This is a genomic window from Cohnella cholangitidis, from assembly GCF_014107495.1.
Taxonomy (GTDB): Bacteria; Bacillota; Bacilli; order Paenibacillales; family Paenibacillaceae; genus Cohnella; species Cohnella cholangitidis.
Genome location: NZ_CP041969.1, coordinates 793,905 through 816,433 on the forward strand (window position 1 = coordinate 793,905; position 22,529 = coordinate 816,433).

A 22,529-nucleotide genomic window follows, 5' to 3' on the forward strand; every position below is an offset into this window, starting at 1 on the left:
TAGAGCAGCTAAGTTAAATTGCTATATAAGTATCCTTTGACCGTCAATTAGCCGCTGACTTTGACCATAGCAGGGCGAATGACTTTGTCTTTCAGCCAATAGCCGGTTTGAATCGCTTCAACGACGATTCCTTCCTCGTACTCTTCGCTCTCGACCTGCATAATCGCTTGATGCAGCTCGGGATCGAACGGTTGGCCGACCGCATCCATCTGTTTCAAGCCTTCCGCCTCCAACACCTGGGAAAGCTGGCGGTAAATCATGTCCACGCCCTTGGCGAAAGATTCGCCCTCCGCGCCTTCGTTGCTCGTCTGCAGCGCCCGCTGGAAATTATCCAGAACAGGCAATAGCTGCGTGATCAGCTTCAAAGAAGCGTATTGCGTAAGCTCTTCTTTCTCCTTCAAAGTACGGCGCCGGAAATTGTCGAAGTCTGCTTGCGCGCGTAAATAACGGCTATGGTTATCATCCGCTTGGCGCTGAAGCTCGGCAATGGCTGCATTTTCTTCGCTAACCTCCGCTGCCGGTTGCTCGCCTTCCGCTTGGGATGTTACATTCCCTTCAGAACCCGTTTCCTTTTCCAAAGAGTCCTCTTGATGCTCATTCATGTTTACTGGCTCCTTCGTCTCATTCGTACTCATGTAGAGTTCACCTCCTTACCGTGCCACCCTAACGTTGGGGCTATGCAGGTCTTTACTTATACCATCTGGACATCATCGAAGCGATATCCTTGGATAAATAATTGAGCAAGCTGATTACTTTGCCGTATTCCATTCTAGTCGGTCCCAATATTCCGATCGTTCCGAGCGATTGACCCTCATAGGAGTACGTGGCCGTTATCAAGCTGCATTGATTGATCGCTTCGAGCGCGTTCTCCGTGCCGATCTTGACCTGTATGCCGCCCGGACCGGGCTGGAACAGCTGCATGAGCAGCTGCGTCTCCTCCAGCATGCCGAGGATGCTCTTCGCTTTGTCGACGTCTTTGAACTCCGGTTGAGTAAGCATGTTGGAAGCGCCGCTTAAATAAACTTTCGGCTCCTGCTCCTCGGTAATCGTCTGCTCCAGCAAAGCAAGGATCTCCTCGCAATGCTCGACGTAACGACTCAGCTCTTTGGCGATCTCGCTGTGAAGAACGGATTTGACTTTGTAAAAAGGAACGCCCGACAGCTTCTCGTTCAACAGGTTGACGACCTTGTTGATGTCCTCCATCGCGATTCCGTCCGGAATCGAAATCGTTCGGTGTTCGACATGTCCCGTATTGGCCACGATGATGGCTACCGCGGACGCGTCGCCGATAGGAATCAATTGAAAATGCTTCAACGTCGTGCTGAACATTTCCGGTCCGAGCACGATCGAAGTGTAATTGGTCATTTGGGACAAGATCGTCGCCGCATGTCCGATTACGTCTTCCCAGTGATTCATCTTCTCGGCGAAGAAGGTCCGGAGCTTCCGGGCATCGTGATCGCCGATTCCATCCAGAGTAACGAGGTGGTCGACATAATAGCGGTAGCCTTTAATGGAAGGAATCCGGCCTGCGGAAGTGTGCGGTTGCTCCAGCAACCCCAACTCCTCAAGATCCGCCATCTCGTTGCGTATTGTAGCCGGACTGAAAGTCACGTCTCCACGCTTGGATATGCTGCGGGATCCGACAGTCGGCGAACGGATATAATCGTCGATTATCGCGTTAAGTATCATTCGTTGACGTTCGCTTAGCATCCGAACTCCTCCTTTAAGCTTTTCCGCTTCTTCCCTATCGTTAGCACTCCATATCGATGAGTGCTAACGGCTAATACAAAAATACCAAATCGATAGCGGTCGTGTCAAGAACGTTCCCGCTCGATTTGGCAGTTCGAATCAGATTTGGGCGAAGGTCACTTGCTCTTTGGATACCGCGGGCTCTATCACCCTGACGACGGCGATCTCGTCGCAGCAATGCTGCTTAGGACAGTTCACGCAATCCGTCCATACTTTCTCCGGGAAAATCTCTTTGTCGACGATTTTGAACCCGTTTTTCTGAAAAAAGGCGGATTCGTAGGTCAAAGCCATCACTTTAGGGATGCCTTGCGCGCTAGCTTCTTCTATTAAAGCATCGACTAACCGGCTGCCTACCCCTTGCCCCTTGTATCTGTCCACGATGCCTAAAGAACGAATTTCCACCAGATCGGTGCCCAGTCGGCACAGAGAACCGCAACCGATCAAGCGCTCTCCGTCCTGCGCTACGATAAAAGTATCGATATTACGGGTTAACGCCTCGCGCGAACGAGGCAACATGATGCCATTGGCGGCATAACCCTGTATAAGTTCATAAAGCGCATCGACATCTTCGAGCAGCGCTTTCCGGCACACGATCGTCATGTGTATTCCTTCTCTCCAAACTTCAAATATGTATGAATAAATATACAACAAAACGAATGAACTCTCAAGGGACATTTCAGATTCATTGAACGGAGTTATTTATCGCCCCGATTCAAAAGCTAATCTGCAATTATATAAGAGATCGCTTATGATATATTCGAAAAGCAAACGTGAAGAGGAGCTGAGCCTAAAATGAGCGAACATGATTTAGCCAAGCATCTGCTCGAGACGTCCATCGCCGACTTTAGAAGCCAGAAATCCCTCGGGGACCGCGCTTTAGCCCAGATTGGGCAAGAAGGAATCGGTTGGAGCCCGGATCCAGGGAGCAACAGCATCGCGATCATCGTGAAGCACGTCTCGGGGAACATGATTTCCCGTTGGACGGATTTTCTGACGACGGACGGAGAGAAGCCGGATCGCAATCGGGACGACGAATTCGAAGACGATATCGGAAACCTGAGGCAGCTTACGGAAATATGGGAAAAAGGATGGGCCGTTCTCTTCGATTCGCTTGAGCAGCTTAATCCCGAAGACGTGCTGCGCACCGTAACGATTCGCGGTCAATCCCTTACCGTATTGCAAGCGATCCATAGGCAAATCTCGCATTACGGCTATCATGTCGGACAGATCGTATATTTAGCCAAAGCCAACAAAACCGCCGTTTGGCAGACGCTTAGCATCGCCAAAGGCGGATCGGCCGAATTTAACGATAAAATGAAAGAACGGTAACGCGCGACTGAACGGCTTACACGAACGCCCCGAACACCTCGTTGCCGAGCAGAATGCCTTTCGAAGTCAATCGGTATCCCGCATTTTGCTCGGATAGCTCGAGCAGTCCTATCGAGACTAACCGCTGCAGTTCCTCGCCGAACACCGCTTCCAGCTTCGCCCCGTCGAACTGCCTTCCGAAGCTCGCCTGCGTAACGCCTTCCTGCAGACGAAGTCCTACCATCATGAAGTCGCCCATCGCTTCCTCGACGCTGACGGCGTTTCGTTCCATTCGCGGCAAAGCGATATTCGCCGCATCGATGTACGGTTGAACGCCTTTGATATTAATATGCCGTTGGCCGAGCGCATAACCGTGCGCGCCGGCCCCCAGGCCATAATAGGGTTCGTTATGCCAGTAAGTCGTATTATGACGGCTCTCGCAGCCCGGTCTAGCGAAGTTGCTTATCTCGTAGTGCCGATACCCGGCACCCCCGAGACGCTCCATGAGATGCTCGTACATAGCCAGTTCTACGTCTTCTTCCGGCAGTGGCAGCTCGTCCCGTTGATATAATCGGTGGAACAGCGTATTCTCCTCGACTTTCAAACCGTAGAGAGAGTAATGCGGCAAATCCAACTCCAATGCCTTGGTCACGCTATCCTTCAGCTGTTGCAGCGTCTGATTAGGCAATCCGAACATCAAGTCGATGGACAGATTCGTGAATCCCGCCGCTTTCGCGTTCGCGATGCTTTGAACGACATCCTGGGCGGCGTGGATTCTGCCGATCGTCGCCAGCAACCCGTCGTCGAACGTTTGCGCGCCGAAGCTGATCCGGTTAACGCCTCCGTCGCGCATGGCCGCAAGCTTCTCCATATCGGTCGTACCCGGATTTGCTTCCATCGTGAATTCCGCATGATCCGCAAGCGGAAAATATTTGCGAACGGAGTCCAGAAACCGCGTCATCTGAGGAGGAGTAAGCACGGTCGGCGTGCCGCCGCCTATGAATACGGTGTCGATCGCCTGAGGAGGCAAATCGGCAACCGTTAGCTTCATCTCGTTTTCCAGCGCGTCAAGATAAGCATCGATCGGTTGGCCGGCAGCCACGTACGAGTTAAAGTCGCAATAAAAACACTTATTCGTGCAGAAAGGGATATGGATATAGAGCGCCCGCGGAGTCCATTGGTGTACCGGCGGAACGTTCGTTAAGTTATTCGCGGGTATCATGTTTTGCTCTTCACCTCTCTAGAAAACCTAATCTATCGCCGACAAAGCGAAAAGCGGGCCGGAAGCCCGCCATTCTGTATCGGTATTGTCTGTTATTCGTTATCCAGCTTAAGCACGGCCATGAATGCCTCTTGCGGCACTTCCACGTTGCCGACCTGCTTCATCCGTTTCTTACCTTCTTTTTGCTTATCGAGCAACTTCCGTTTCCGGGAAATATCTCCCCCGTAACATTTCGCGAGAACGTTTTTGCGCATCGCTTTGATGGATTCGCGCGCCACGATCTTCTGGCCGATCGCCGCTTGGATCGGCACCTCGAACATTTGGCGCGGAATGAGATCTTTGAGCTTCTCGCAGATGACTCGCCCGCGGTTGTAGGCTCTATCCTTATGCACGATGAAGGATAAGGCGTCGACCTTCTCGGCGTTAAGCAGAATATCCATCTTAACCAAGCTGGACTGGCGGTAGCCGATCAGCTCGTAGTCGAACGAAGCGTAGCCCTTCGTGCTCGACTTCAACTGGTCGAAGAAATCGTATACGATCTCCGCGAGCGGAACGTTGTATTTCAACGTAACCCGGTTCGTGTCCAAGTATTGCATGTCGATGAACTCGCCGCGTTTGCCTTGGCACAAATCCATGATAGCCCCGACGAAATCGTTCGGAACGATGATCGAAGCTTTAACGTACGGCTCTTCGACGTAGTCGATCTTGCCCGCTTCCGGATAATCGGCAGGGTTGGAAATTTCCAGCACTTCGCCGTTCGTCTGCGTAACCTTGTAAATAACGCTTGGCGCAGTCGTGATCAACGGAATGTTAAACTCCCGCTCGATGCGCTCTTGAATAATTTCCATGTGGAGCATTCCCAGGAAGCCGCAACGGAAGCCGAAACCAAGCGCCTGCGAGGATTCGGGCTCGTAACGCAGCGACGCGTCGTTAAGCTCCAGCTTTTCCAGCGCGTCCCGCAAATCGTTGTAATCCGTAGACTCGATCGGATACAAGCCGCAGAATACCATAGGATTAATGCTGCGATATCCCGGAAGAGCTTCCGCTGTCGGATTGCGCAGATCGGTAATCGTATCCCCGACGCGGGTATCCTTCACGTTCTTGATCGAAGCGCTGACGAAACCTACGTCTCCCGGACCGAGCTCCGTAACGACCGTCGGCCGGGGCATGAACGTTCCGACTTCGACGACGTCGAAGCTAGCTCCGGTAGCCATGAACTTCATTTTCGTGCCGGCGCGGATCGTTCCGTCTATAATCCGGATATAACAGACTACGCCTTTATAAGCATCATAGTGAGAGTCGAAAATAAGCGCTTTAAGCGGCTTGTCGCGATCCCCTTGGGGAGCCGGGATTTTCTGTACGACCTGCTCCAATATTTCTTTGATCCCGATGCCGTTCTTCGCGGACGCAAGTACCGCATCGCTCGTATCCAAACCGATAACGTCTTCGACTTCTTTCTTCACCCGCTCCGGTTCGGCGCTCGGCAAGTCGATCTTGTTGATGACGGGCACGATCTCCAAGTTATTGTCCAGCGCCAAGTATACGTTGGCCAACGTTTGCGCTTCGATTCCTTGCGCGGCGTCTACGACCAGCAACGCGCCTTCGCAAGCGGCCAAGCTTCGGGAAACTTCGTACGTGAAATCCACATGTCCCGGGGTATCGATCAAGTGAAGCAGGTAAGTCTCCCCGTCGTCCGCTTTGTACAACAGCCGTACCGCTTGCAGCTTAATCGTAATGCCGCGCTCGCGCTCGAGATCCATGGAGTCTAATACTTGGTCCTGCATTTCGCGGGAAGTGAGCGTTCCCGTATATTCCAAAATGCGATCGGCCAAAGTCGATTTACCGTGGTCGATGTGCGCAATAATGCAAAAATTGCGAATGTGGCTCTGTTTAATAGAAAGTTCTGCCATTCCAATAAGTACCTCCAGCCGGATCCATAACGTCAAATGACGATCACTTCATTATAACAGCGTATCCCCATGGCATCAATGTTGCCTATGCCGTTATTTGTCGTTAATCTTCCGAAGGCTTCTCGATGGTCAATCCCTCTACATGCCGTTTTCCCATCAGATGCCGTTTCTTGCGGTTTTCGACCGTGTCGAACACGATGTCCATGTCGTAATCCTCGCCGGGATACAGATGTTTCCTGTCGATATATTTGCGAATTCGCTTATGGTTGATCGTGATCTTCTCTTTCTGCACTTGCACGATCATATTGCCTTTATCGTCCGGCAAACGATAGACGACTCCCGGCTTGCGCAGTTGTGGTATGAACACCACGTCTCCAACGGACCAACGCAACGATAACTCTTCACGATGGGAGTCTGTGCTAATCTTAGAATGGTTACTCATTTCGCGGCCGTTTTTCCCCTCGCGAGACGGCATACCCCGAGGCTTCCCCCCCTCTTGCACGGGAACCGATACTTGACCGCGCCCCTTCTTCAGACTATCGGCAATCGTGCGCGCCCTATCGATAATCCCTTTGGAAATGCCTAGCTTGGCCGCAATAACGAAAGCATAACTATTGCCGGCTTCCCCCATGTCGAGCCTGTATAACGGACTCAGCGTTTCTTCGTCGAACGCCATCCTCGCATTCCGAAAACCTTCCGTTACCCGGGCGTATTCTTTGATTTCGTTAAAATGGGTCGTCGCCATAATGACGGAGCCTCTCCGGTATAATTCCTCCAATACGGCGATCGACAAGCCGACGCCTTCGCCCGGATCCGTACCGGTCGCCAGCTCGTCGAGCAGCACGAGCGAGGACGAACCTGCATGAGCCAATATGTCGATGACGTTGCGCAGATGCGAAGAGAAGGTGCTCAGCGACGAATCAAGGCTCTGATCGTCGCCGATATCGACTTCAACGTTACGGAATACGCACATCCGGCTTCCTTGCGCGGCAGGAACGAGCAGCCCGGATTGCGCCATGAGCGTTAACAAGCCTACGGTCTTGAGCGCGACCGTCTTCCCTCCCGTATTCGGTCCGGTAATTAACAAAGCTTGATAACCGTCGCCCAACCTAATGTCGAGAGGTACCGGTCTCGTTGCCAGCAGCGGATGCCGGGCTTCCCGCAAATCGATCACCCTATCCTCGTTAAGCTCCGGTGCGACTCCTCCTATCGTTAGCGCCCATTTCGCTTTCGCGAATAGAAAATCGTAATGGCCCACCGTATCTTGGTTAACGGATAACTCATAGGAATACGTCTCCACCTCTCCGGTCAGCCGGGCCAGAATTTGCGCCTCCTCGCGATTTTCTTCCAGCTTCAACGCGCTTAAGTCCATCTGCAAGCCTGCCAGCTCGGACGGTTCGACGAACACCGTTTGCCCGCTGGACGACTCGTCGAGCACCGTACCCGGAATTCTTTTCCGGTATTCTTTTTTCACGGGCAGCACGTAACGCCCGTTCCGTTGACTGACCAACCGTTCTTGCAAAATATCGGAGAACCGGGATAACATCCCTTCAAGCCGTTTCTGCAGCCTCTCCTCCGCGGTACGGATTTTTTTGCGGATTTTGTGCAGCTCCGGGCTTGCCGTATCTACGATGCGTCCCCGATCGATGCAAGCTTCGATCGCTTCCCTCAGCGGCTTAAGATCGAACATCCCCGTTCCGTACGCCGCCACGATCGGACTCTCCGTTTTTTTGGACGCCATATATTGGCGCAATTGTTCGCAGCTGCGCGCGAATTGGGCCGCGAACCCGAAATCCTCTTCGGACATGACGTATCCCGTACCGAGCAGCGCCATCATCGTTTCCATTCCTTCTAGCGACGGCAGAGGCGGATGCCCTCCTTTGGCCAGCAACCGGGACGCTTCCTGCGTCTCCGCCAGCTTGCGGCTAATGATCTCCTTGTCCTGCAACGGCTCAAGCTCCTCGATCTGCCGACGGCCAAGATAAGTGGAAGCATAAGAGTGCAAGGTTTCAATCACGCGGTTATATTCTAATTTGCGAAGCGAATGTTGTCTCAAGGTAAACCCTCCTGTGATTTGGAAAATAAAAAAACAGACAGCAAGCCGGAGCGCCATCGGCGCAAGCTCGCTGCCTGTCGGAATTTAAAAGTCGGGAAAGATGCAAAAAAACCGTACCCTGATGAGCACGGTTGATCTCCCCGAAAATTCATTCTTCGTAGGGGCGGTCTTGACCGGTTCTTCACTGGTTATCAGCGCCACGAAGAAGCGACAAGGAAATAAACCCTCCCAATGACGGTTTTCTCCCTTATGCCTTATTCGCGACTTATCAGATAAATCAGTTCAGAACCAATACCAACATCAAAATTTCCCCTTAAAACGTGTTATGCACATCATAACTTTAAGCGTACAATGACGTCAAGCCCGGATAGATTCTGGATTCCTAATGGTCAACCCATAACCTTATCGAATATGGATACGACCATACGAATCCCGTTGCGGGACAAATCATGGAGCACTTCGGCGGTTTTGCCGGATACCCTGTCTACGAGCGGCTCCCGATCGTTGCGGGGGATCGCGTACTCCTCTTCCTCCCACCGGTAATCGGGCGTATCGACCGCGTTTGCGTTCTGCCTCTCCCCATCGCGGGAATGATTAGGCGGCAACGTCCAATCGCCTTCTTCCGCGGCGGTTTGCCCCCCGCCGCTAGGGGCTACCGTTTCCCATGGACCGTTCACGGTCTCGATCCCTTTCGAAGACAGCTCCATCCCGTATAAAATCGCAAATCCTACGATCCCAGCGAAAATCAACAATTTAAACGTATCCCGACGCATCCTGCACCCTCCTTCTATTTTTTCCGCGCGTTCGCTTTAACCGCTTCCTCGTTTTTCCAATATAACTCGGCAATGACTTTTGCGAGCACGTCTACCGTACGGTTGCTTTCCTCCAGCGTATTATCGACGCCGCCGATTTCCAGAAGCACGCTGTCCGGAGCGATCGATTGATTGTATTCGCCGTTGCCGTTGGCAGCCGTTTTGCCCCATACCCCGCGCGACAATCCCGGGTAAGTCTCTTCCAGCTTCTCGTGAATTTCGTTCGCGAACGCCTCGTTCTCCCGCCAATTCGGGTTTCGGTGCCCGATGATGAAATACACTTGCGCGTAATCTTTCCCTTTGATCGTCGCGGTCGTCTTCTTGCGGCGCTGGGAATCCCGATGAATATCGAAGAAAAATTTCAATTGTTTGTTGGCCGCCAAAGCTTGGCGAACCGTCTGCAACGAATATTTATATGAATAATTCCAATTATAGCCAGGAACGGCAGTCGGGTAATCCTTCGAGGAGTGGGTAGAGCCTACGCCCAGTGACTCCAATTGTTTAGCTAGCCTTTTGCCTACCAAGGTAATGTTGGTCTTATCCGAGTTGGGATCCTTCTTGTCGGACTTCAGTTCGGGATACCAAGACTCGCGGTTGTGCGAATGGTAGATAAAGACGACTTTCCGTCCTTCCGTGGAATGCGTTTCCGTTAAGTCCGAGGGGTCCTTTTGCGTATGCGACTCGGTTGGTAAGGGCTCCTGCCCTGGATTCGTCTCTTCGGGAGATTGCTCAGGCCATCCGGGAATGCCCGGGAAGTCTTCTGATGAGGGTTGTCCGACGTCATCGATCGGTCCGCGGTCTTCCGGCGCCTCGGGCTCGTCGGAGCCCGGCCTAAGCAACACGGAATGGTCCCGGTCCATTCCCGGCATCTCCAGCGCCAGCAAGCTCTTCGGATCATTAGGATTCACGTCGGTCATGAATCTCAGCAGGAATGCGGCCATCCGCCCCGTCTGAAACGGGGAAGCTTCGGAGGCATCCATATGAGGAAGCTCCATGCTAAGCAGCGATTGAAAAAACTGCCCGGACAACGAAGCGGCGAAACCTTTCATCGATTGCACGGGAGAGGCGGCCAGCGACTTCTGCATCATTCCTCCCAACCCTAGCAAAACGAACAGCACCATGGAACTGACGCTTAATAAGAGAAACGCGCGGCCGGTAATCAAAATTCTTCTCCACCTAGCGCGCAATAGCGGCCATTTCAGCGATTCGATGATGCGTTTCATCCCGTGTTCCTCCCCGGAGCCTCGAGCCTGCGGAGACCCCTTCTCTTATTTTCTATAGGTATCCCATCCTATGAGACAATCCGGAATGATAGAACCGGAATTTAATAGAGTCGGAGATTACAAAAAAACCCGGCTCTCTTGAGCCAGGCAAACTTGCCGTAATTTTAAATAGCGATGTTAGTGCGTGTACGCCGCGACGTTATCCGTGTCTACCGCTTCATGAAGCGCGGCGTTCAGTCCGCTCGCGATGACGTTGGCGATATCCTCCATGAATTTGTCGATTTCCTTAGGCGTGACCAAGAGGTCGTGGCCGAGCGGGTTCAGCACCTCTCTTACGAGCTGCAGGCGCTCCTTCTCGTCCATCGTTCCGAACACGCCGAACAGCGGATCCATATTGGCCGTATGCCTCTTCATATGTTCGAATACCAAGTCCAGCGTGTTGTTCACGATCGTCGAAGCATAGACGACGGTCGGAACGCCGACCCCGATGACGGGCACGCCCAAAATGTCTTTGGTCAATCCCTTCCGCTTGTTCCCGATTCCCGAGCCGGGATGGATTCCCGTATCCGCGATTTGGATCGTCGTGTTCACTCTTTCCAACGATTTGGCCGCCAAGGCATCTACGGCAATGATCAAATCAGGCTTCGATCTTTCGACGATTCCTTGCACGATGTCGCTCGATTCGATCCCCGTCGTGCCTAGCACGCCCGGAGCCACGGCGCTAACCGGACGATAGCCCGGGCTTACCTGATCGGGCATCAGCTCGAAAAAATGCCGAGTCACCATGATATTCTCCACGACGACGGGACCGAGCGCGTCAGGGGTTACGTTCACGTTGCCCAGGCCGACGATCAACACGCTGCTCTTCGCCGTCGCTCCGATTCTCTTCAGGAACGCTTCGAACTCCTTGGCAAAGGATGTCGCGACTTTATCTTGAAGGGTCGTGTCCCCTTGACGCAGGTCCGGCACCTCAAGCGTTACATAATGGCCGACCATCTTGCCGATCTGCTGCGCGGCTTGGTCGTTCTTAATTTCCATGCGGGTGACGGTGATTCCGTCCGCGCTCTCGTTCTCGGACCATACTCCCGGAACGTTCGATGTCTGCTGGCCTTTCGTCGCTAGCTCCTGAGCCTCCAGCGCCAGATCCGTGCGTACGTCGTACATTGACAAATCATGATCCATAGGGTGAAATAATGCCCCTTTCGCATGCGGATTGAGGTGGGAAATCAGCTTGCTTTTTACCCCCTTGCATGATAGAATGTTACAAGTTGTGTGGAGAAATACTTCTGTTTTATCTGGAGGTGAAAAGAATGCCAAACATCAAATCCGCCATTAAACGTACCAAAACGAACGAAGCTCGCCGCCTGCGCAACGCTTCGGCTAAATCCGCTCTTCGTACAGCAGTTAAACAAGCTGACGTAGCGGTCGTAGGAACGGACGTAAACGCTGCTAAAGCAGCTTACGGCGCGGCTCAGAAGAAGTTGGACAAAGCGGCTACTAAAGGGCTCATTCACAAAAATGCAGCTGCCCGCAAAAAGTCCCGTCTGGCCAAAAAACTCAACGCATTGTCCGCGCAAGCGTAAGCTTGTGCCTGACGCATATGCGGCTGCGGCGACCTTCTGGCGCGGCAGCCATGAAAAAGCCATCCTTGCAGGGTTTCCTGTCTATAGGATGGCTTTTTTGTTGGGTTTCATTAAAGATGTAGCAGACGCTTCCGACTAGTATGGGCGACATAAAATAAGTCCCACCCCACCGCTACTCCTCCCCACAAAGTGAAGTAAAGCTGTAGAAGCTTATTCCGATTACTTTGCGGGGGCCCCAAGTTCATCCATCTTTCCGTGTGACTTATTTTATTCTGCCCATTGTCGAAATCACAGCCAACATAAAAAAGAAAACCCAACAGGTGTGGGTTTTCAAGGTTAGCGTTAGCTTGCGCCTTGGGAGCCGGTTTTGAGGAGGAATAGCTCGAGGCCGAGCGTTTTTTCGACGCGGCCCGTTTTCATCGCGTAGTCAAGGTCGGCTAGCTCGGATAGAAGATTGGCTAAACGTTCCTGGCTGAACTTGCGCGCTTGTTCTCCCGTGATTTTCACGGCGTACGGATGCAAGCCGATCTGGGACGCCATTTGCTGCGGAGAATAACCTTGGTTTCCTAGCTCTTTGACGTACAGCATATTGCGGAATTGCCGCACGAGCAGCGCCATCAGCTTGATCGGCTCCTCGCGTTGCTTGAGCAGATCGTGATACAGCTTGATCGCTTCCGCGGTACGGAGCGCGGCAAGTTCCTCCGTTAGCTTGAATACGTTCTGCTCCGTTGCCATAGGAACTAGCGAACGCACCGATTCCAACGTCACCGAACCGCCCGAGCCCGCATGCAAGCATAACTTGTCGGTCTCCGCCGCCAGCGCGTGCATATCCGTCCCTACTCGCCTTAATAGCTCCTCCGCCGCGTGGTTTTCCATAGCTCTTCCTTGATTAGACGCGCGTTTAAGCAGCCATTGCAGCAGCTCCTCAGGCTGCAATGGACTGAAAGAGACGACGGCATCGTTCGCCTTCGCCGTCTTGACCAGCTTCTTGCGCTCGTCCAGTTTCTCGTGGTGCACCATGAACACGAGCACGGTCGTATCCGATGGCTGCCCCATGTAAGCCAGCAAGCTTTCGGGACGGTGTTCGATGCGGGACGATTCTTTGCCCGATGCGAACAATACGCTGTCCCTGACGAGAATAATTTTGCTGGGAACAAGGAAGGGAAGGGTCTCCGCTTCCTCCAAAATGCTGTCTATCGAGGTTTCCCCCGTATCGAATCGAATGACCGCCATATCCCGATGTTCGGGCTGAACCGAATGTTCAAGCAATCGTTCGACAAATTCGTTCATGATATAAGTTTCGGTTCCGAAACAAACGTATATCGGGGATACGTTCCCTTGCTTGATCGATCGAAAAGCTTGTTTAGCGTCCATTGCGCCGATCCCCTAACCTTATGTACTCCTTCTAATTGTACACTAAACAACAAAGAGATCACACCTTTAAGCAAGGCGCGATCTCTCTGTCCTCGGACATCTATATCAACGTTCGCCGGCCGGCCCATGGTGCCGTGCGCGAACGACCGTGACGATGGTCCAAAGACGATCGTCAACTTCGTCTGTACACTATACGCGATTTCGCGCAAAGTGTGACAACCGAATTAACGTTTTGATTCTTTTGCCGCGGCGACATCGAATTGCCATTGGCTCTCATTGCCCTCTGCATCGGTGAACGTAAAGTACAATAGCGTGCTTTCGTCGTTCCAACTCAAGAGACTTATTTTGCCGTCCTTAGCCTGAGAGCTATAATACTCGCTGCCGTCTTCATTGAGATACACTTGGAACGTTCCGCCATCCGAGACCGCGATCGCTTTCCATTTCCCGTCCGGTGAATCCACTGCCGCGGCCGGTACTGAATATCCCGAAATCGCCGGATTGTCGGAGTTGATCTTTAACGGACTTTCGGCAACCGGAACCGATTCGATTCTGTTAGCCGATGCGTCCAGCTTCTTCCCGCTATCGGAATCGATTGCATCGTTGGAATCCTGAGCCCCGGAGAAGGCCCTAGGCTCCGCCCCACCGGCTTGATCTTCAACTCCGCCTTGCTGCTTACTTTCCATTTTCGCCTCCGGCGAATCTTCCAACCCTTTTCTCATCATCAAAGCGGAAGATCCTTCGCTTGCGGGAGCAGCCGCCGGGCTCGGCGCCGCTGCTTCGTTATTGCTGCCGGTTCCGCCTAGCGTCCATTGTCCCGGGTTGCTGAACAACAACAGCCCTGCGACAATGCCCGCTGCGACAGCGCCCGATATTTTGCCGAACAAATGTCTTGCCGGACGATTCGATCTACCCGATGGCGTTGAAGTCGGCGCGCTCGAATCGGAGCGTTCTTGGCTTACGTTCAAGCCTTTCGAAGATTCAGCCGCATGAAGGCGATCCAGTTCCGGAAGAATCGCGTCTACAAGGCTGTATTTGGGAACGACCCGCGGCAATTGCTCTAATTCGCTCGACAACTTCTGCAATCTAGCTAACATGGCGGCGCAATCAGGGCATTGACCAGCATGATCCATCATGAGCGATGTTTCTTGTTGATCCAAATCCCCGTCAATATAACGCTGCATGAGTTCCATCACCTCTTGGCAAATCATCCCCGGACACCACCTTTCTGATAATCTTGAAGTAGAATTTGCAATTGTTGCCGGGCTCTGAATAAGTAGGATTTAACGGTGTTTAAAGGTAAATTCAACGAGTCGGCAATTTCATTGTACGAAAAATCCTGCAGATACCTGAGAACGACAACGGTACGATGATGCTCGGGAAGCTTACCGATGGCCTCGCGTATTTCCTCCGCGGCGTATGCGGAAAGAACCTCGGTCTCCACATTATCCCCCGCTTGAAATACCATTTCATGCTCGTCGATGGATACGGACGGTTTTTTGCGCCGAAATTTATCAATGCATATGTTCGTTACAATCCGTTGCACCCAGGTGCGAAATTGAGCTTTTTCCTCATAGGAATCGATTTTCGTATAAATGCGAATGAGCGCGTCTTGAGAAGCGTCCATGGCATCCTGCTCGTTATTTAATAAATAATAAGCCGTCCGATATACTTGATTCTCAATTTCGCGGAGTAGCGTAACGAGAGCTTCCCGGTCGCCCGCTTGTGCGGCTTTGATCAGAGCCGGCTCCACCACAGAAGATCCTCCTCCCCTGCACCCTCTCAGACGTTAGCGTCCGTATAAAGGTTGCAATCCCCCCGAGGGAATTTTCGGTAATTAATAATAACTAATTTAAGTCTAGCAAAAATGTTTCAAAAGGCATAATGTTTTATGTGGAATTTACGGAACCGAATCCCATTATACACTGTCTAATAGGTTGGAGGTGAACCTATGGGCTCGGAATATTTAAAGCATGTCGACTCCGTCGACGGATCGGAGCTTAGGCGGCTGATGGATCAATACGGGGACGACGTGTGGAAATACGCCTACGCGCTAACCAAAGACAGGGAGCAGGCAAAAGATATCGCGCAAGAGGTGTTCATTAAAGCGCATTACAGCATCCATACGTTCAGAGGCCAATCCTCCATTAAGACGTGGTTGCTCGCTATCACTAGAAATCTATCGCTGAATTACTTATCTTCCAGCTATTTTCGCAGAATTCTTCTCTTCGGAACCGTCAAGCCGCGCCAATCGACGCCTTCGGCCGAGTCGGCTTATATCGGACGGCAATCCGCCTCGGAGCTGTGGGCGATCATTATGAAGCTGTCTAACAAGCTGCGCGAGGTGCTTGTTCTCGATTTGGAGCACGATTTAAGCGTTCAAGAAATGGCCGCGTTGCTCCGCCTGCCCGAAGGGACCGTTAAGTCCAGGCTCCATCGAGCGCGCAAGGAAGTAGAAAACGAGTTAAAGGGGTGGGGAAAATGAACGAAAACAAGCCGGACTGGTACGGCGACGCAAAAGGCGGATTGGGGAACAATGCGTTCACCGAGCAAATGAAGCAGGAAGTGAATCGACGAATTCGCGAGCGACGGCCCGCGCGCAAAAAACACGGTCTATGGACCGCGGTTGCCGCCTTTGCGGTCTGTGTCATCGCCCTCCTGCTGTTCATGCCCGATCTAACGAATGACCGGGCTCCATCGCCCGCCGGAACCGATACGCCCAACATCGAAAGCACGCCTCCGACACCGTCGCCGACCGAGAGCATCCCGCCCGCGGAGACGCCGGTCTCTACTCCCGAGGAGCAGGTTCAGCTTGCTTATCGGAATGTTGAAGATACGTTGGGCGATTATCCGGTCGAGGTCAACCGAATTGAAGCGACTCGAATAGCGAAGTCTTCCGTCATCGTCAAGCGGGTCATCGAGCTCGGAGATTTAGGAAATTTCATTGTTTACTTGAAAAACGAAGAGGATACCCAACTATACTCGGGTATGGAAATTCACGCCGCCGGTCCGGGTTCCGCCCCCGCTTCCGATATTTACGAGCTAGGTCCCGCGGGCGAGATACAATATCTGAACGACGTTGAAGTTACGGGAAGCAACTTGTTCGGCCAATTTCAAATTCGGATCTATGGCGTATGCGGAGCCAATTGCGTGACGAACAATTGGATTCACTTCGAAGAAACCGCTCCAGGCGTCCCGATTAGCGACTTTAGGCTCAACTCGCACGTTGCGGAAATGGATATCGACGAAGACGGAACGATGGAAGCGATCGTACAGGAAACTTCAACGATAAGCCAAGTCGAAATTATCAAAAAAATAAACGGCCAATTCCAAATCGCCGATTTGAATATCGCGCTTAAAGCCGAACACCCTAACTCCGTTACTTTCGACAAGGAGAAACGCGTCTTTAAAGCGCTCTTCCCTAACCGCAGCTTAAGCTATCAGCATAAGAAGGGCGAGGACACGCTTGTACTCGTAGAAGATTCCGAAACCGAAACGGATCAAGACCAGCTCATCGTCGGCGGCATATACGAAGGGAACGACACGATTTCGCTTCAGGTTGACGGAACGGCAATCGACGCTCAGTGGTTCAAGGATCCCTACGACGACTTCGGCTTGTATATTCCCGAATCCATGAAGACGGTCAAGTTCGAGGACGGATACGAATATGCAACCAAAGACGGGAAGGCGACCCTATCCATCCTAAATTCGGACCAGGCATCTACTCCTTATTTGCGTAAAGAGAAAGATCTAAGCCGCTACTCCGAATACATCGGATCGGAGTTCTGGGGGGATGACCAGTCTATCCGCTATGACCATTTTTCGGTCCAATTAGCGCCGAACTATTCGGTTCGGATCTCGATTCGCACGAAAACCGAACAAACCGAGCAAATCCGGCCGCTGCTGCTGGCGGTCGTATCGAACATTCGCTACGCTCCAGCCGAATGACCCGACATGGTCGCCTCTTGCCGCAGTTACGGCTTGCCAGGCGGCCTTGTTCCATTCCCGGTCCGCAACGTTCTTCGTTCCATAGTTCCTTCAGGCTTAATCCGGTATTGAATCTCTCCGTTCAAATCCGTTCTCCATACGAGACTGCCTGCTTCCGCAAGGCGATCCAGCACGTCGCCGTTCGGATGACCGTAGAAATTGTTAGCCCCTACGGAAATAACCGTCTCCCGGGGTAACCAGTAGGTTGTCCATAGCGGTGTAGTTGAAGTTTTGCTGCCGTGATGTTCTGCTTTGAGGACGTCGATCCGATGAACCGCTCCCGGCTTGACGTCATTAAGGGTATCGCTTGCCTCCCTAACGACGATTTCCTCCTCCCCGCTTTCCTCCAAGTCTCCGGGAAACAAAAATGTCCGGCCGAATATCGTTACGTATAGAACAACGCTGCTCTCGTTCTGATCGTTCTCTATCGAAATTTGGTTTGCGTCGCTTCCAACTGCCGGAGTCATGGGATAGAGAACTCTGATCGCCGTTGATTCGTCGACAATCCAATCCATCAGCGCGTGAACGGCGTAAGCCGGAATATTGCCGGCCGTTGCCGTTTGGAGCAACTTCAACACGCCTGGCGAATCCTTCACCGTCCCGTTGAACAGCAACGTTCGAACGGGAATATTGTCAAGAACCGCTTGCGCGCCTCCGATATGGTCGGCATCGAAATGCGTCAGTACCAGTGCGTCGAGCTCTCTTACCCCGCGCTTCAGAAGCAAAGGAACGATCAGCTTGCGGCCGACTTCATAGGGGTCTCGGCGAGTTTTCCATTGTTCGCCCGCTTTGCGGAACTGAACCGTCCCGCCTGAATCGATGAGAATGTTCTTGCCGCCGCCGGTCCGGATCAAGATGCTATCGCCTTGGCCGACGTTGAGGAAAGACACCGACGCGCTATGATTCATCCAAGCCGGCTCATATCCCCATACGAACCAACATCCGACGGCAAACGTGAAAACAATGCGGGTTACGATCCTGATACCGATACGCGGGCGAACCGTCGTTTCCGTTGTCCTGCAAGCTACAGTTGCGGTTATATCGTCTGATCGGGCCATGGCCTCGGCTTCTTGTCTCTCCCACCACGCTTGCTCCTCTCGGCGGACCAATCTTCTTTTTAATCCGACGATGCCTAAGCCCATAAACACATACGCCGCCGCAACCCATGTTAAGGAAGGCTGCGGCCATACCGTTCTTAATCCGACAAAAGAATCAAGCCAATCGATGAGGTCGAAAGTCCATTGATTGCCTATCGAAGCCATCCTGGCCGGGATGATTCCCATCGGCAGCCATATCGCGCCCAATACGATCGAAGCCATTCCAAGCGGCATAACGATGAAGCTAATAAACGGAACAAGCAGGAAATTAGCCGGCAACGATAGCAAATGAACGGCGTGAAAGTAGTAGATCGTAACCGGAAACGAGACGAGCTGGGCGGTTAACGTTACGGCTGCCGCCCCCCTTAACCACTTCCAGCGAATCGGAAGCGACTCCGTAATCGAGGGAACGAAGAGAATTAATCCGGCCGTCACGAGAAAGGAGAGCTGAAAGCTGACATCTTCGATTAGCAACGGATTCCACAGGAGCATGGCCATCGCGGCCGCGAGCAATAGATGAAGCCCGTCCTTCAAAGCATGCCGGCGAGCTAGCCAAAGCGCGAGCATGGCCATTAAGCATGCGCGAACGGCCGATGGGGAGCTCCCGTAAGGAGCATATACAGGGGCATCATCGCAATGGTCATGCTTAATGCTCTTTCTCTCGTCATCCTCGCCCAAGCACCGATTTGCAGCAACAAATATACGATTACGCCGACATGCAATCCCGAAATGGCCAACACGTGCGTCAAGCCGAGCCGCGCAAAATGATCGTACTGTTCCGGATTCAGTTCCGAACGTATTCCGACGACTAATCCTTTCATATATCCTTTATCCGCATCGCCGTACAACCTATCCATCAATGCGCCGATTTTGTTGCGTATATCGTCCAATACTCTCAACGGATAGTCACGCCAAGAGACGGACTCCCCGGTGAAAGCAACGGCGTTCAAGCCCCTGACGGCAAGCTGCCAGTGAATGCCTTGCTTCGTTAAGTAATCGCGATAGTCGAAAGCTCCGAAGTTGCCCGCTTCGCCCGGCAACTGCAATACGCCCGCTATCCGGATTCTCTCTCCTCTTCGCCAACCGGAAACGATCCGTTGGTCGTCTTCTTTGGCGAGTTTGATTCTGATCATTACCGTTTCCGAGATATCCTGCCCTTGGGAAGCTCCCGGGAAGATTATCGCGCTGCCGCGCAATCGGAATGATGCCAGATCCCCGTCTACTTCGACTGTTGAGGCTATAAGACCTTCGACTCTAATTTCCGCATCTATCGTTACGGCAGAAACCTCGATATCGGATAGATTGCGTTGTTCCACCCAGAATCGTTCCCCGTATGCCAATACTAAAGCCAATCCGCAGATAATCGTCGATCTCGCATTAATTGTTCCCATGAATGCTAGACTCAACAATAAAGAGAGCAAGCCGAACAACGCAACGATAACGGCATGTCCCTGAAATAACGATCCGATCGAGACGCCCACGATCCAACAACAAGCTACCGAGACTAAAGGTCTCCCGTTCATCTTTCACCTCCATGCCGTCTAACGACAAAAGCACCCCTTCGCCGAGCGAGCTCGGCGAAGAGGTGCTTCCTCTTCCGTAATCTTTAATTGGTTTTCCTTGCTAAGATCCATCTTGCACTTCGGTATCCGCCGGGGGAACGTAATTCGCGATTTGCCTGAACAGTACGCCTCGTTGCTGCATCAGCGCGGCAACCTTTCCGTGATCTTTCAAATACGGGCGGAAATAGACGATTTCCACGATCCCGCTATTTGCCAGCATATTCGCGCAAGTCCAGCAAGGCTGATCCGTAACGTACACGATCGAGCCTTCGCGATCGACACGATCCGTGAACAGAAGAAGATTCTGCTCCGCGTGAATAGTTCGGATGCAGCGCTGCTTCTTGATCATCTCCCCGCTTGATGATCCCGCGGGTGCGGCCTCGTATTCTTCGACGATCATGCAGCCCGCCTCGGAGCAATCCTGAACGCCCATCGGAGCGCCGTTATAAGCGGTTCCCAATAGCTTCTTCCCTTGCACGAGCACGGTTCCGACATGACGTCTCGGACAGCGGGAACGAGTCGACGCCATAAAGGCAATATCCATGAAATACGTATCCCAGTCTTTACGAAGGGCTGTCATGCTTCATAACCTCCACTTGCTAACTTGCTGATTTATTTCTGGCTTGCCGCCAATGCTTGATCCAAATCGTGAAGAATATCTTTGATTCCTTCCGTGCCGACCGATAGGCGAATCATTCCCGGCTGAACGCCCGCGGCAAGCTGTCCCTCTTCGGTAAGCTGCTGATGCGTTGTGCTCGCGGGATGAATGATTAGCGATTTCGAGTCTCCGACGTTGGCCAGATGCGAGAAGAGTTTAACCGCGTTGATCACTTTTTTGCCCGCTTCCACTCCGCCTTTAATGCCGAAAGTCAGAATGGCACCCTGTCCGTTAGGCAAGTAGCGTTGGCCTAGTTTGTAGGATGGGTGGCTTTCCAACCCGGCGTAGTTGACCCACTCAACTGCGGGATGCGACTCCAAGAACTTAGCGACGGCGAGCGTATTGCTGCTATGCCGTTCCATCCGGAGATGGAGAGTTTCCAAGCCTTGAAGGAACATGAAGGAGTTAAACGGCGCAAGAGCGGCGCCCATGTCGCGAAGGAGTTGAACGCGCATCTTAATAATATAAGCGACCGGTCCAACGGCATCCGCATAAACAACGCCATGATAGCTTGGATCCGGTTCGGTTAAGCCCGGGAACTTCCCGCTTGCTTTCCAATCGAACTTACCGCCGTCGACGACGATTCCGCCGATCGAAGTTCCGTGTCCTCCGATGAATTTCGTCGCCGAGTGAAGTACGATATCCGCTCCGTGTTCAAGCGGGCGGCAGAGGAACGGCGTAGCGAACGTGCTGTCGACGATCAACGGAATTCCGTTGTCGTGAGCGATATCGGCCACCGCGGAAATATCCAGGATGTCTCCTCTTGGATTGCCGATCGTTTCCGCGAAAATCGCTTTCGTCTTCGGCGTGATCGCCGCGCGGAAGTTCTCGGGATTGGACGGATCCACGAATTTGACCGTGATTCCCAGCTTAGGAAGCGTAATGGCGAACAAATTGTATGTGCCTCCGTAGAGGCTCGCCGCGGAGACGATCTCGTCTCCCGCTCCCGCAATATTCAAGATGGAGTATGTAATCGCCGATTGGCCGGACGCAACCGCCAACGCCGCCGCGCCTCCCTCTAACGCCGCAACGCGCTGTTCGAACACGTCGGATGTCGGGTTCATAATACGAGTATAGATATTGCCGAATTCCTTCAGAGCAAATAAGTTGGCAGCGTGGTCTGTATCGCGAAAACCATAGGAAGTCGTCTGGTAGATCGGCACGGCGCGGGACATCGTCGTCGGGTCTATTTGTTGCCCACCGTGTACAGCAAGCGTTTCCAGTGAATACGATGATTGTTGACTCATTCAATAACCTCCCAAGATGGATATAAATAAAACACTCTACCATTTTCTCATATTTACGGCGAATGTTAAAGCTAGCTTTGGTTTTTATTGCCTCGCGGCCGCTTGAACGAGCACGGAGATCCTCTCGAATACTTTAGGACCGATCCCTTTCACCTCTAGCAACTGATCAACGCTGCGGAATCCGTTATGCTGATCGCGGTAAGATAGGATCGCCTTCGCTTTAGATGGACCGATGCCTGGCAACGTTTCCAGTTGGTCTTGCGTCGCTAGGTTAAGATCGAGGAGTCGCGAAGAGGACTCGGCCGGGGCGGGCGACGCCCCGGATGATGCGGCGGGTTCCGTCGTTTGGCGAGAACCCGGGGATGGCTCGGCTTGATCGGAGCGGGCGTCGGGCACGGCTTCTTTCGATGGCAGTCGGCTTGCGCTTGGAGCTGATTCGGTTGATGGAGCTGCCGCATGGTCCGTCAAAGCTTGTATAGCCGTTTGCAACGGTTCGTTAGCCGGCGTCCACTCCGCGATCTACGACGAACCGGAATTGAACATGAATGCAAACGAGAGAAAAGAAACTGCCGCAAGCATCAAGCACGTTGCGACTATTTTATTCCGATTGCCGGCTTTGGCTTTTTTCATGGATCGATCCTCCGATTTATTTAATTGCTTTCATGTTTTCAATGAAAAAGTATCATCTCGGCCAAGCGCTGATTCATACAATGAGATGTAAATAGTTCGTCGTAGGAGGGACAA

General features: G+C 52.5%; 20 protein-coding genes and 1 pseudogene. 4 read left to right on the plus strand and 17 right to left on the minus strand.

Going from position 1 to position 22,529, the window contains the following annotated elements:
- Nucleotides 1-47: 47 nt before the first annotated feature.
- The 3 genes from grpE to FPL14_RS04010 all read right to left on the minus strand — a co-directional run bounded on the left by grpE (nucleotide 48) and on the right by FPL14_RS04010 (nucleotide 2,349).
- Complete coding sequence (gene grpE / locus FPL14_RS04000) at nucleotides 48-635, minus strand: nucleotide exchange factor GrpE (RefSeq protein ID WP_229263771.1); 588 nt, start codon at nucleotides 633-635, stop codon at nucleotides 48-50.
- A 52-nt stretch (nucleotides 636-687) separates the two neighbouring features.
- Complete coding sequence (gene hrcA / locus FPL14_RS04005; protein WP_182301804.1) at nucleotides 688-1,710, minus strand: heat-inducible transcriptional repressor HrcA; 1,023 nt, start codon at nucleotides 1,708-1,710, stop codon at nucleotides 688-690.
- 138 nt (nucleotides 1,711-1,848) lie between these two features.
- Entirely contained in the window at nucleotides 1,849-2,349 is a 501-nt protein-coding gene (locus FPL14_RS04010) for an N-acetyltransferase (protein WP_182301805.1), read from the minus strand.
- 192 nt (nucleotides 2,350-2,541) lie between these two features.
- On the opposite strand from FPL14_RS04010, the gene FPL14_RS04015 reads away from it, so the two are divergent.
- Nucleotides 2,542-3,078, plus strand: coding sequence for a DUF1572 family protein (locus FPL14_RS04015; protein WP_182301806.1), 537 nt, complete (start codon nucleotides 2,542-2,544; stop codon nucleotides 3,076-3,078).
- Nucleotides 3,079-3,094: 16 nt separating this feature from the next.
- Here the strand turns inward: FPL14_RS04015 and hemW are convergent, their stop codons facing one another.
- The 6 genes from hemW to gpr form a co-directional block, all read right to left on the minus strand.
- The gene (hemW, locus tag FPL14_RS04020) at nucleotides 3,095-4,279 is read right to left on the minus strand and encodes a radical SAM family heme chaperone HemW (protein WP_182301807.1); all 1,185 of its coding nucleotides are present in this window, start codon (nucleotides 4,277-4,279) and stop codon (nucleotides 3,095-3,097) included.
- A gap of 92 nt (nucleotides 4,280-4,371) precedes the next feature.
- Nucleotides 4,372-6,189: a translation elongation factor 4 gene (lepA, locus tag FPL14_RS04025; RefSeq protein WP_324617869.1), complete on the minus strand. Its 1,818-nt coding sequence runs from the start codon at nucleotides 6,187-6,189 to the stop codon at nucleotides 4,372-4,374.
- Between the two features lie 103 nt (nucleotides 6,190-6,292).
- Complete coding sequence (locus tag FPL14_RS04030; RefSeq protein ID WP_182301808.1) at nucleotides 6,293-8,245, minus strand: endonuclease MutS2; 1,953 nt, start codon at nucleotides 8,243-8,245, stop codon at nucleotides 6,293-6,295.
- 389 nt (nucleotides 8,246-8,634) lie between these two features.
- Nucleotides 8,635-9,018, minus strand: coding sequence for a hypothetical protein (locus tag FPL14_RS04035; RefSeq protein WP_182301809.1), 384 nt, complete (start codon nucleotides 9,016-9,018; stop codon nucleotides 8,635-8,637).
- A 14-nt stretch (nucleotides 9,019-9,032) separates the two neighbouring features.
- A complete protein-coding gene (locus FPL14_RS04040; RefSeq protein ID WP_182301810.1) occupies nucleotides 9,033-10,280 on the minus strand; it encodes a stage II sporulation protein P in 1,248 nt (415 codons plus the stop codon).
- Nucleotides 10,281-10,457: 177 nt separating this feature from the next.
- A complete protein-coding gene (gene gpr / locus FPL14_RS04045) occupies nucleotides 10,458-11,462 on the minus strand; it encodes a GPR endopeptidase (protein WP_182301811.1) in 1,005 nt (334 codons plus the stop codon).
- Between the two features lie 128 nt (nucleotides 11,463-11,590).
- Here gpr and rpsT point away from each other — a divergent pair, with 128 nt between their 5' ends.
- Nucleotides 11,591-11,863 (plus strand): 30S ribosomal protein S20, encoded by a 273-nt coding sequence (gene rpsT / locus FPL14_RS04050; protein WP_169279966.1) that lies wholly within the window; start codon nucleotides 11,591-11,593, stop codon nucleotides 11,861-11,863.
- Between the two features lie 342 nt (nucleotides 11,864-12,205).
- Here the strand turns inward: rpsT and holA are convergent, their stop codons facing one another.
- The 3 genes from holA to FPL14_RS04065 all read right to left on the minus strand — a co-directional run bounded on the left by holA (nucleotide 12,206) and on the right by FPL14_RS04065 (nucleotide 14,990).
- Nucleotides 12,206-13,237 carry a DNA polymerase III subunit delta gene (gene holA, locus FPL14_RS04055; protein ID WP_182301812.1) on the minus strand — a complete coding sequence of 344 codons (1,032 nt, stop codon included), beginning with the start codon at nucleotides 13,235-13,237 and terminating at the stop codon, nucleotides 12,206-12,208.
- Between the two features lie 224 nt (nucleotides 13,238-13,461).
- Complete coding sequence (locus FPL14_RS04060) at nucleotides 13,462-14,445, minus strand: anti-sigma factor family protein (RefSeq protein WP_182301813.1); 984 nt, start codon at nucleotides 14,443-14,445, stop codon at nucleotides 13,462-13,464.
- A complete protein-coding gene (locus FPL14_RS04065) occupies nucleotides 14,442-14,990 on the minus strand; it encodes an RNA polymerase sigma factor (RefSeq protein WP_182301814.1) in 549 nt (182 codons plus the stop codon). The genes FPL14_RS04060 and FPL14_RS04065 overlap by 4 nt, the downstream gene beginning before the upstream one ends.
- Before the next feature lie 195 nt (nucleotides 14,991-15,185).
- Between FPL14_RS04065 and FPL14_RS04070 the strand changes: the two genes are divergently transcribed.
- On the plus strand, nucleotides 15,186-15,719 hold the full coding sequence (locus FPL14_RS04070) for an RNA polymerase sigma factor (protein ID WP_182301815.1): 534 nt from the start codon (nucleotides 15,186-15,188) through the stop codon (nucleotides 15,717-15,719).
- Nucleotides 15,716-17,182, plus strand: a complete 1,467-nt coding sequence (locus tag FPL14_RS04075) for a hypothetical protein (protein ID WP_182301816.1) — start codon at nucleotides 15,716-15,718, stop codon at nucleotides 17,180-17,182. Before FPL14_RS04070 ends, FPL14_RS04075 begins: the two co-directional genes overlap by 4 nt.
- A 26-nt stretch (nucleotides 17,183-17,208) precedes the next feature.
- Here FPL14_RS04075 and FPL14_RS04080 read toward each other — a convergent pair whose 3' ends face one another.
- From FPL14_RS04080 to FPL14_RS04100, 5 genes and pseudogenes are all read right to left on the minus strand, one after another.
- Nucleotides 17,209-18,363 carry a ComEC/Rec2 family competence protein gene (locus FPL14_RS04080; RefSeq protein WP_407644661.1) on the minus strand — a complete coding sequence of 385 codons (1,155 nt, stop codon included), beginning with the start codon at nucleotides 18,361-18,363 and terminating at the stop codon, nucleotides 17,209-17,211.
- Between the two features lie 30 nt (nucleotides 18,364-18,393).
- Nucleotides 18,394-19,841, minus strand: a pseudogene (locus FPL14_RS04085) (ComEC/Rec2 family competence protein); the annotation flags it as partial.
- A gap of 100 nt (nucleotides 19,842-19,941) precedes the next feature.
- Nucleotides 19,942-20,460 (minus strand): deoxycytidylate deaminase, encoded by a 519-nt coding sequence (locus tag FPL14_RS04090; RefSeq protein WP_182301819.1) that lies wholly within the window; start codon nucleotides 20,458-20,460, stop codon nucleotides 19,942-19,944.
- Between the two features lie 32 nt (nucleotides 20,461-20,492).
- Nucleotides 20,493-21,785: a homocysteine synthase gene (locus FPL14_RS04095; RefSeq protein ID WP_182301820.1), complete on the minus strand. Its 1,293-nt coding sequence runs from the start codon at nucleotides 21,783-21,785 to the stop codon at nucleotides 20,493-20,495.
- 84 nt (nucleotides 21,786-21,869) lie between these two features.
- A complete protein-coding gene (locus FPL14_RS04100) occupies nucleotides 21,870-22,274 on the minus strand; it encodes a ComEA family DNA-binding protein (RefSeq protein ID WP_220471211.1) in 405 nt (134 codons plus the stop codon).
- Between the last annotated feature and the right edge of the window lie 255 nt (nucleotides 22,275-22,529).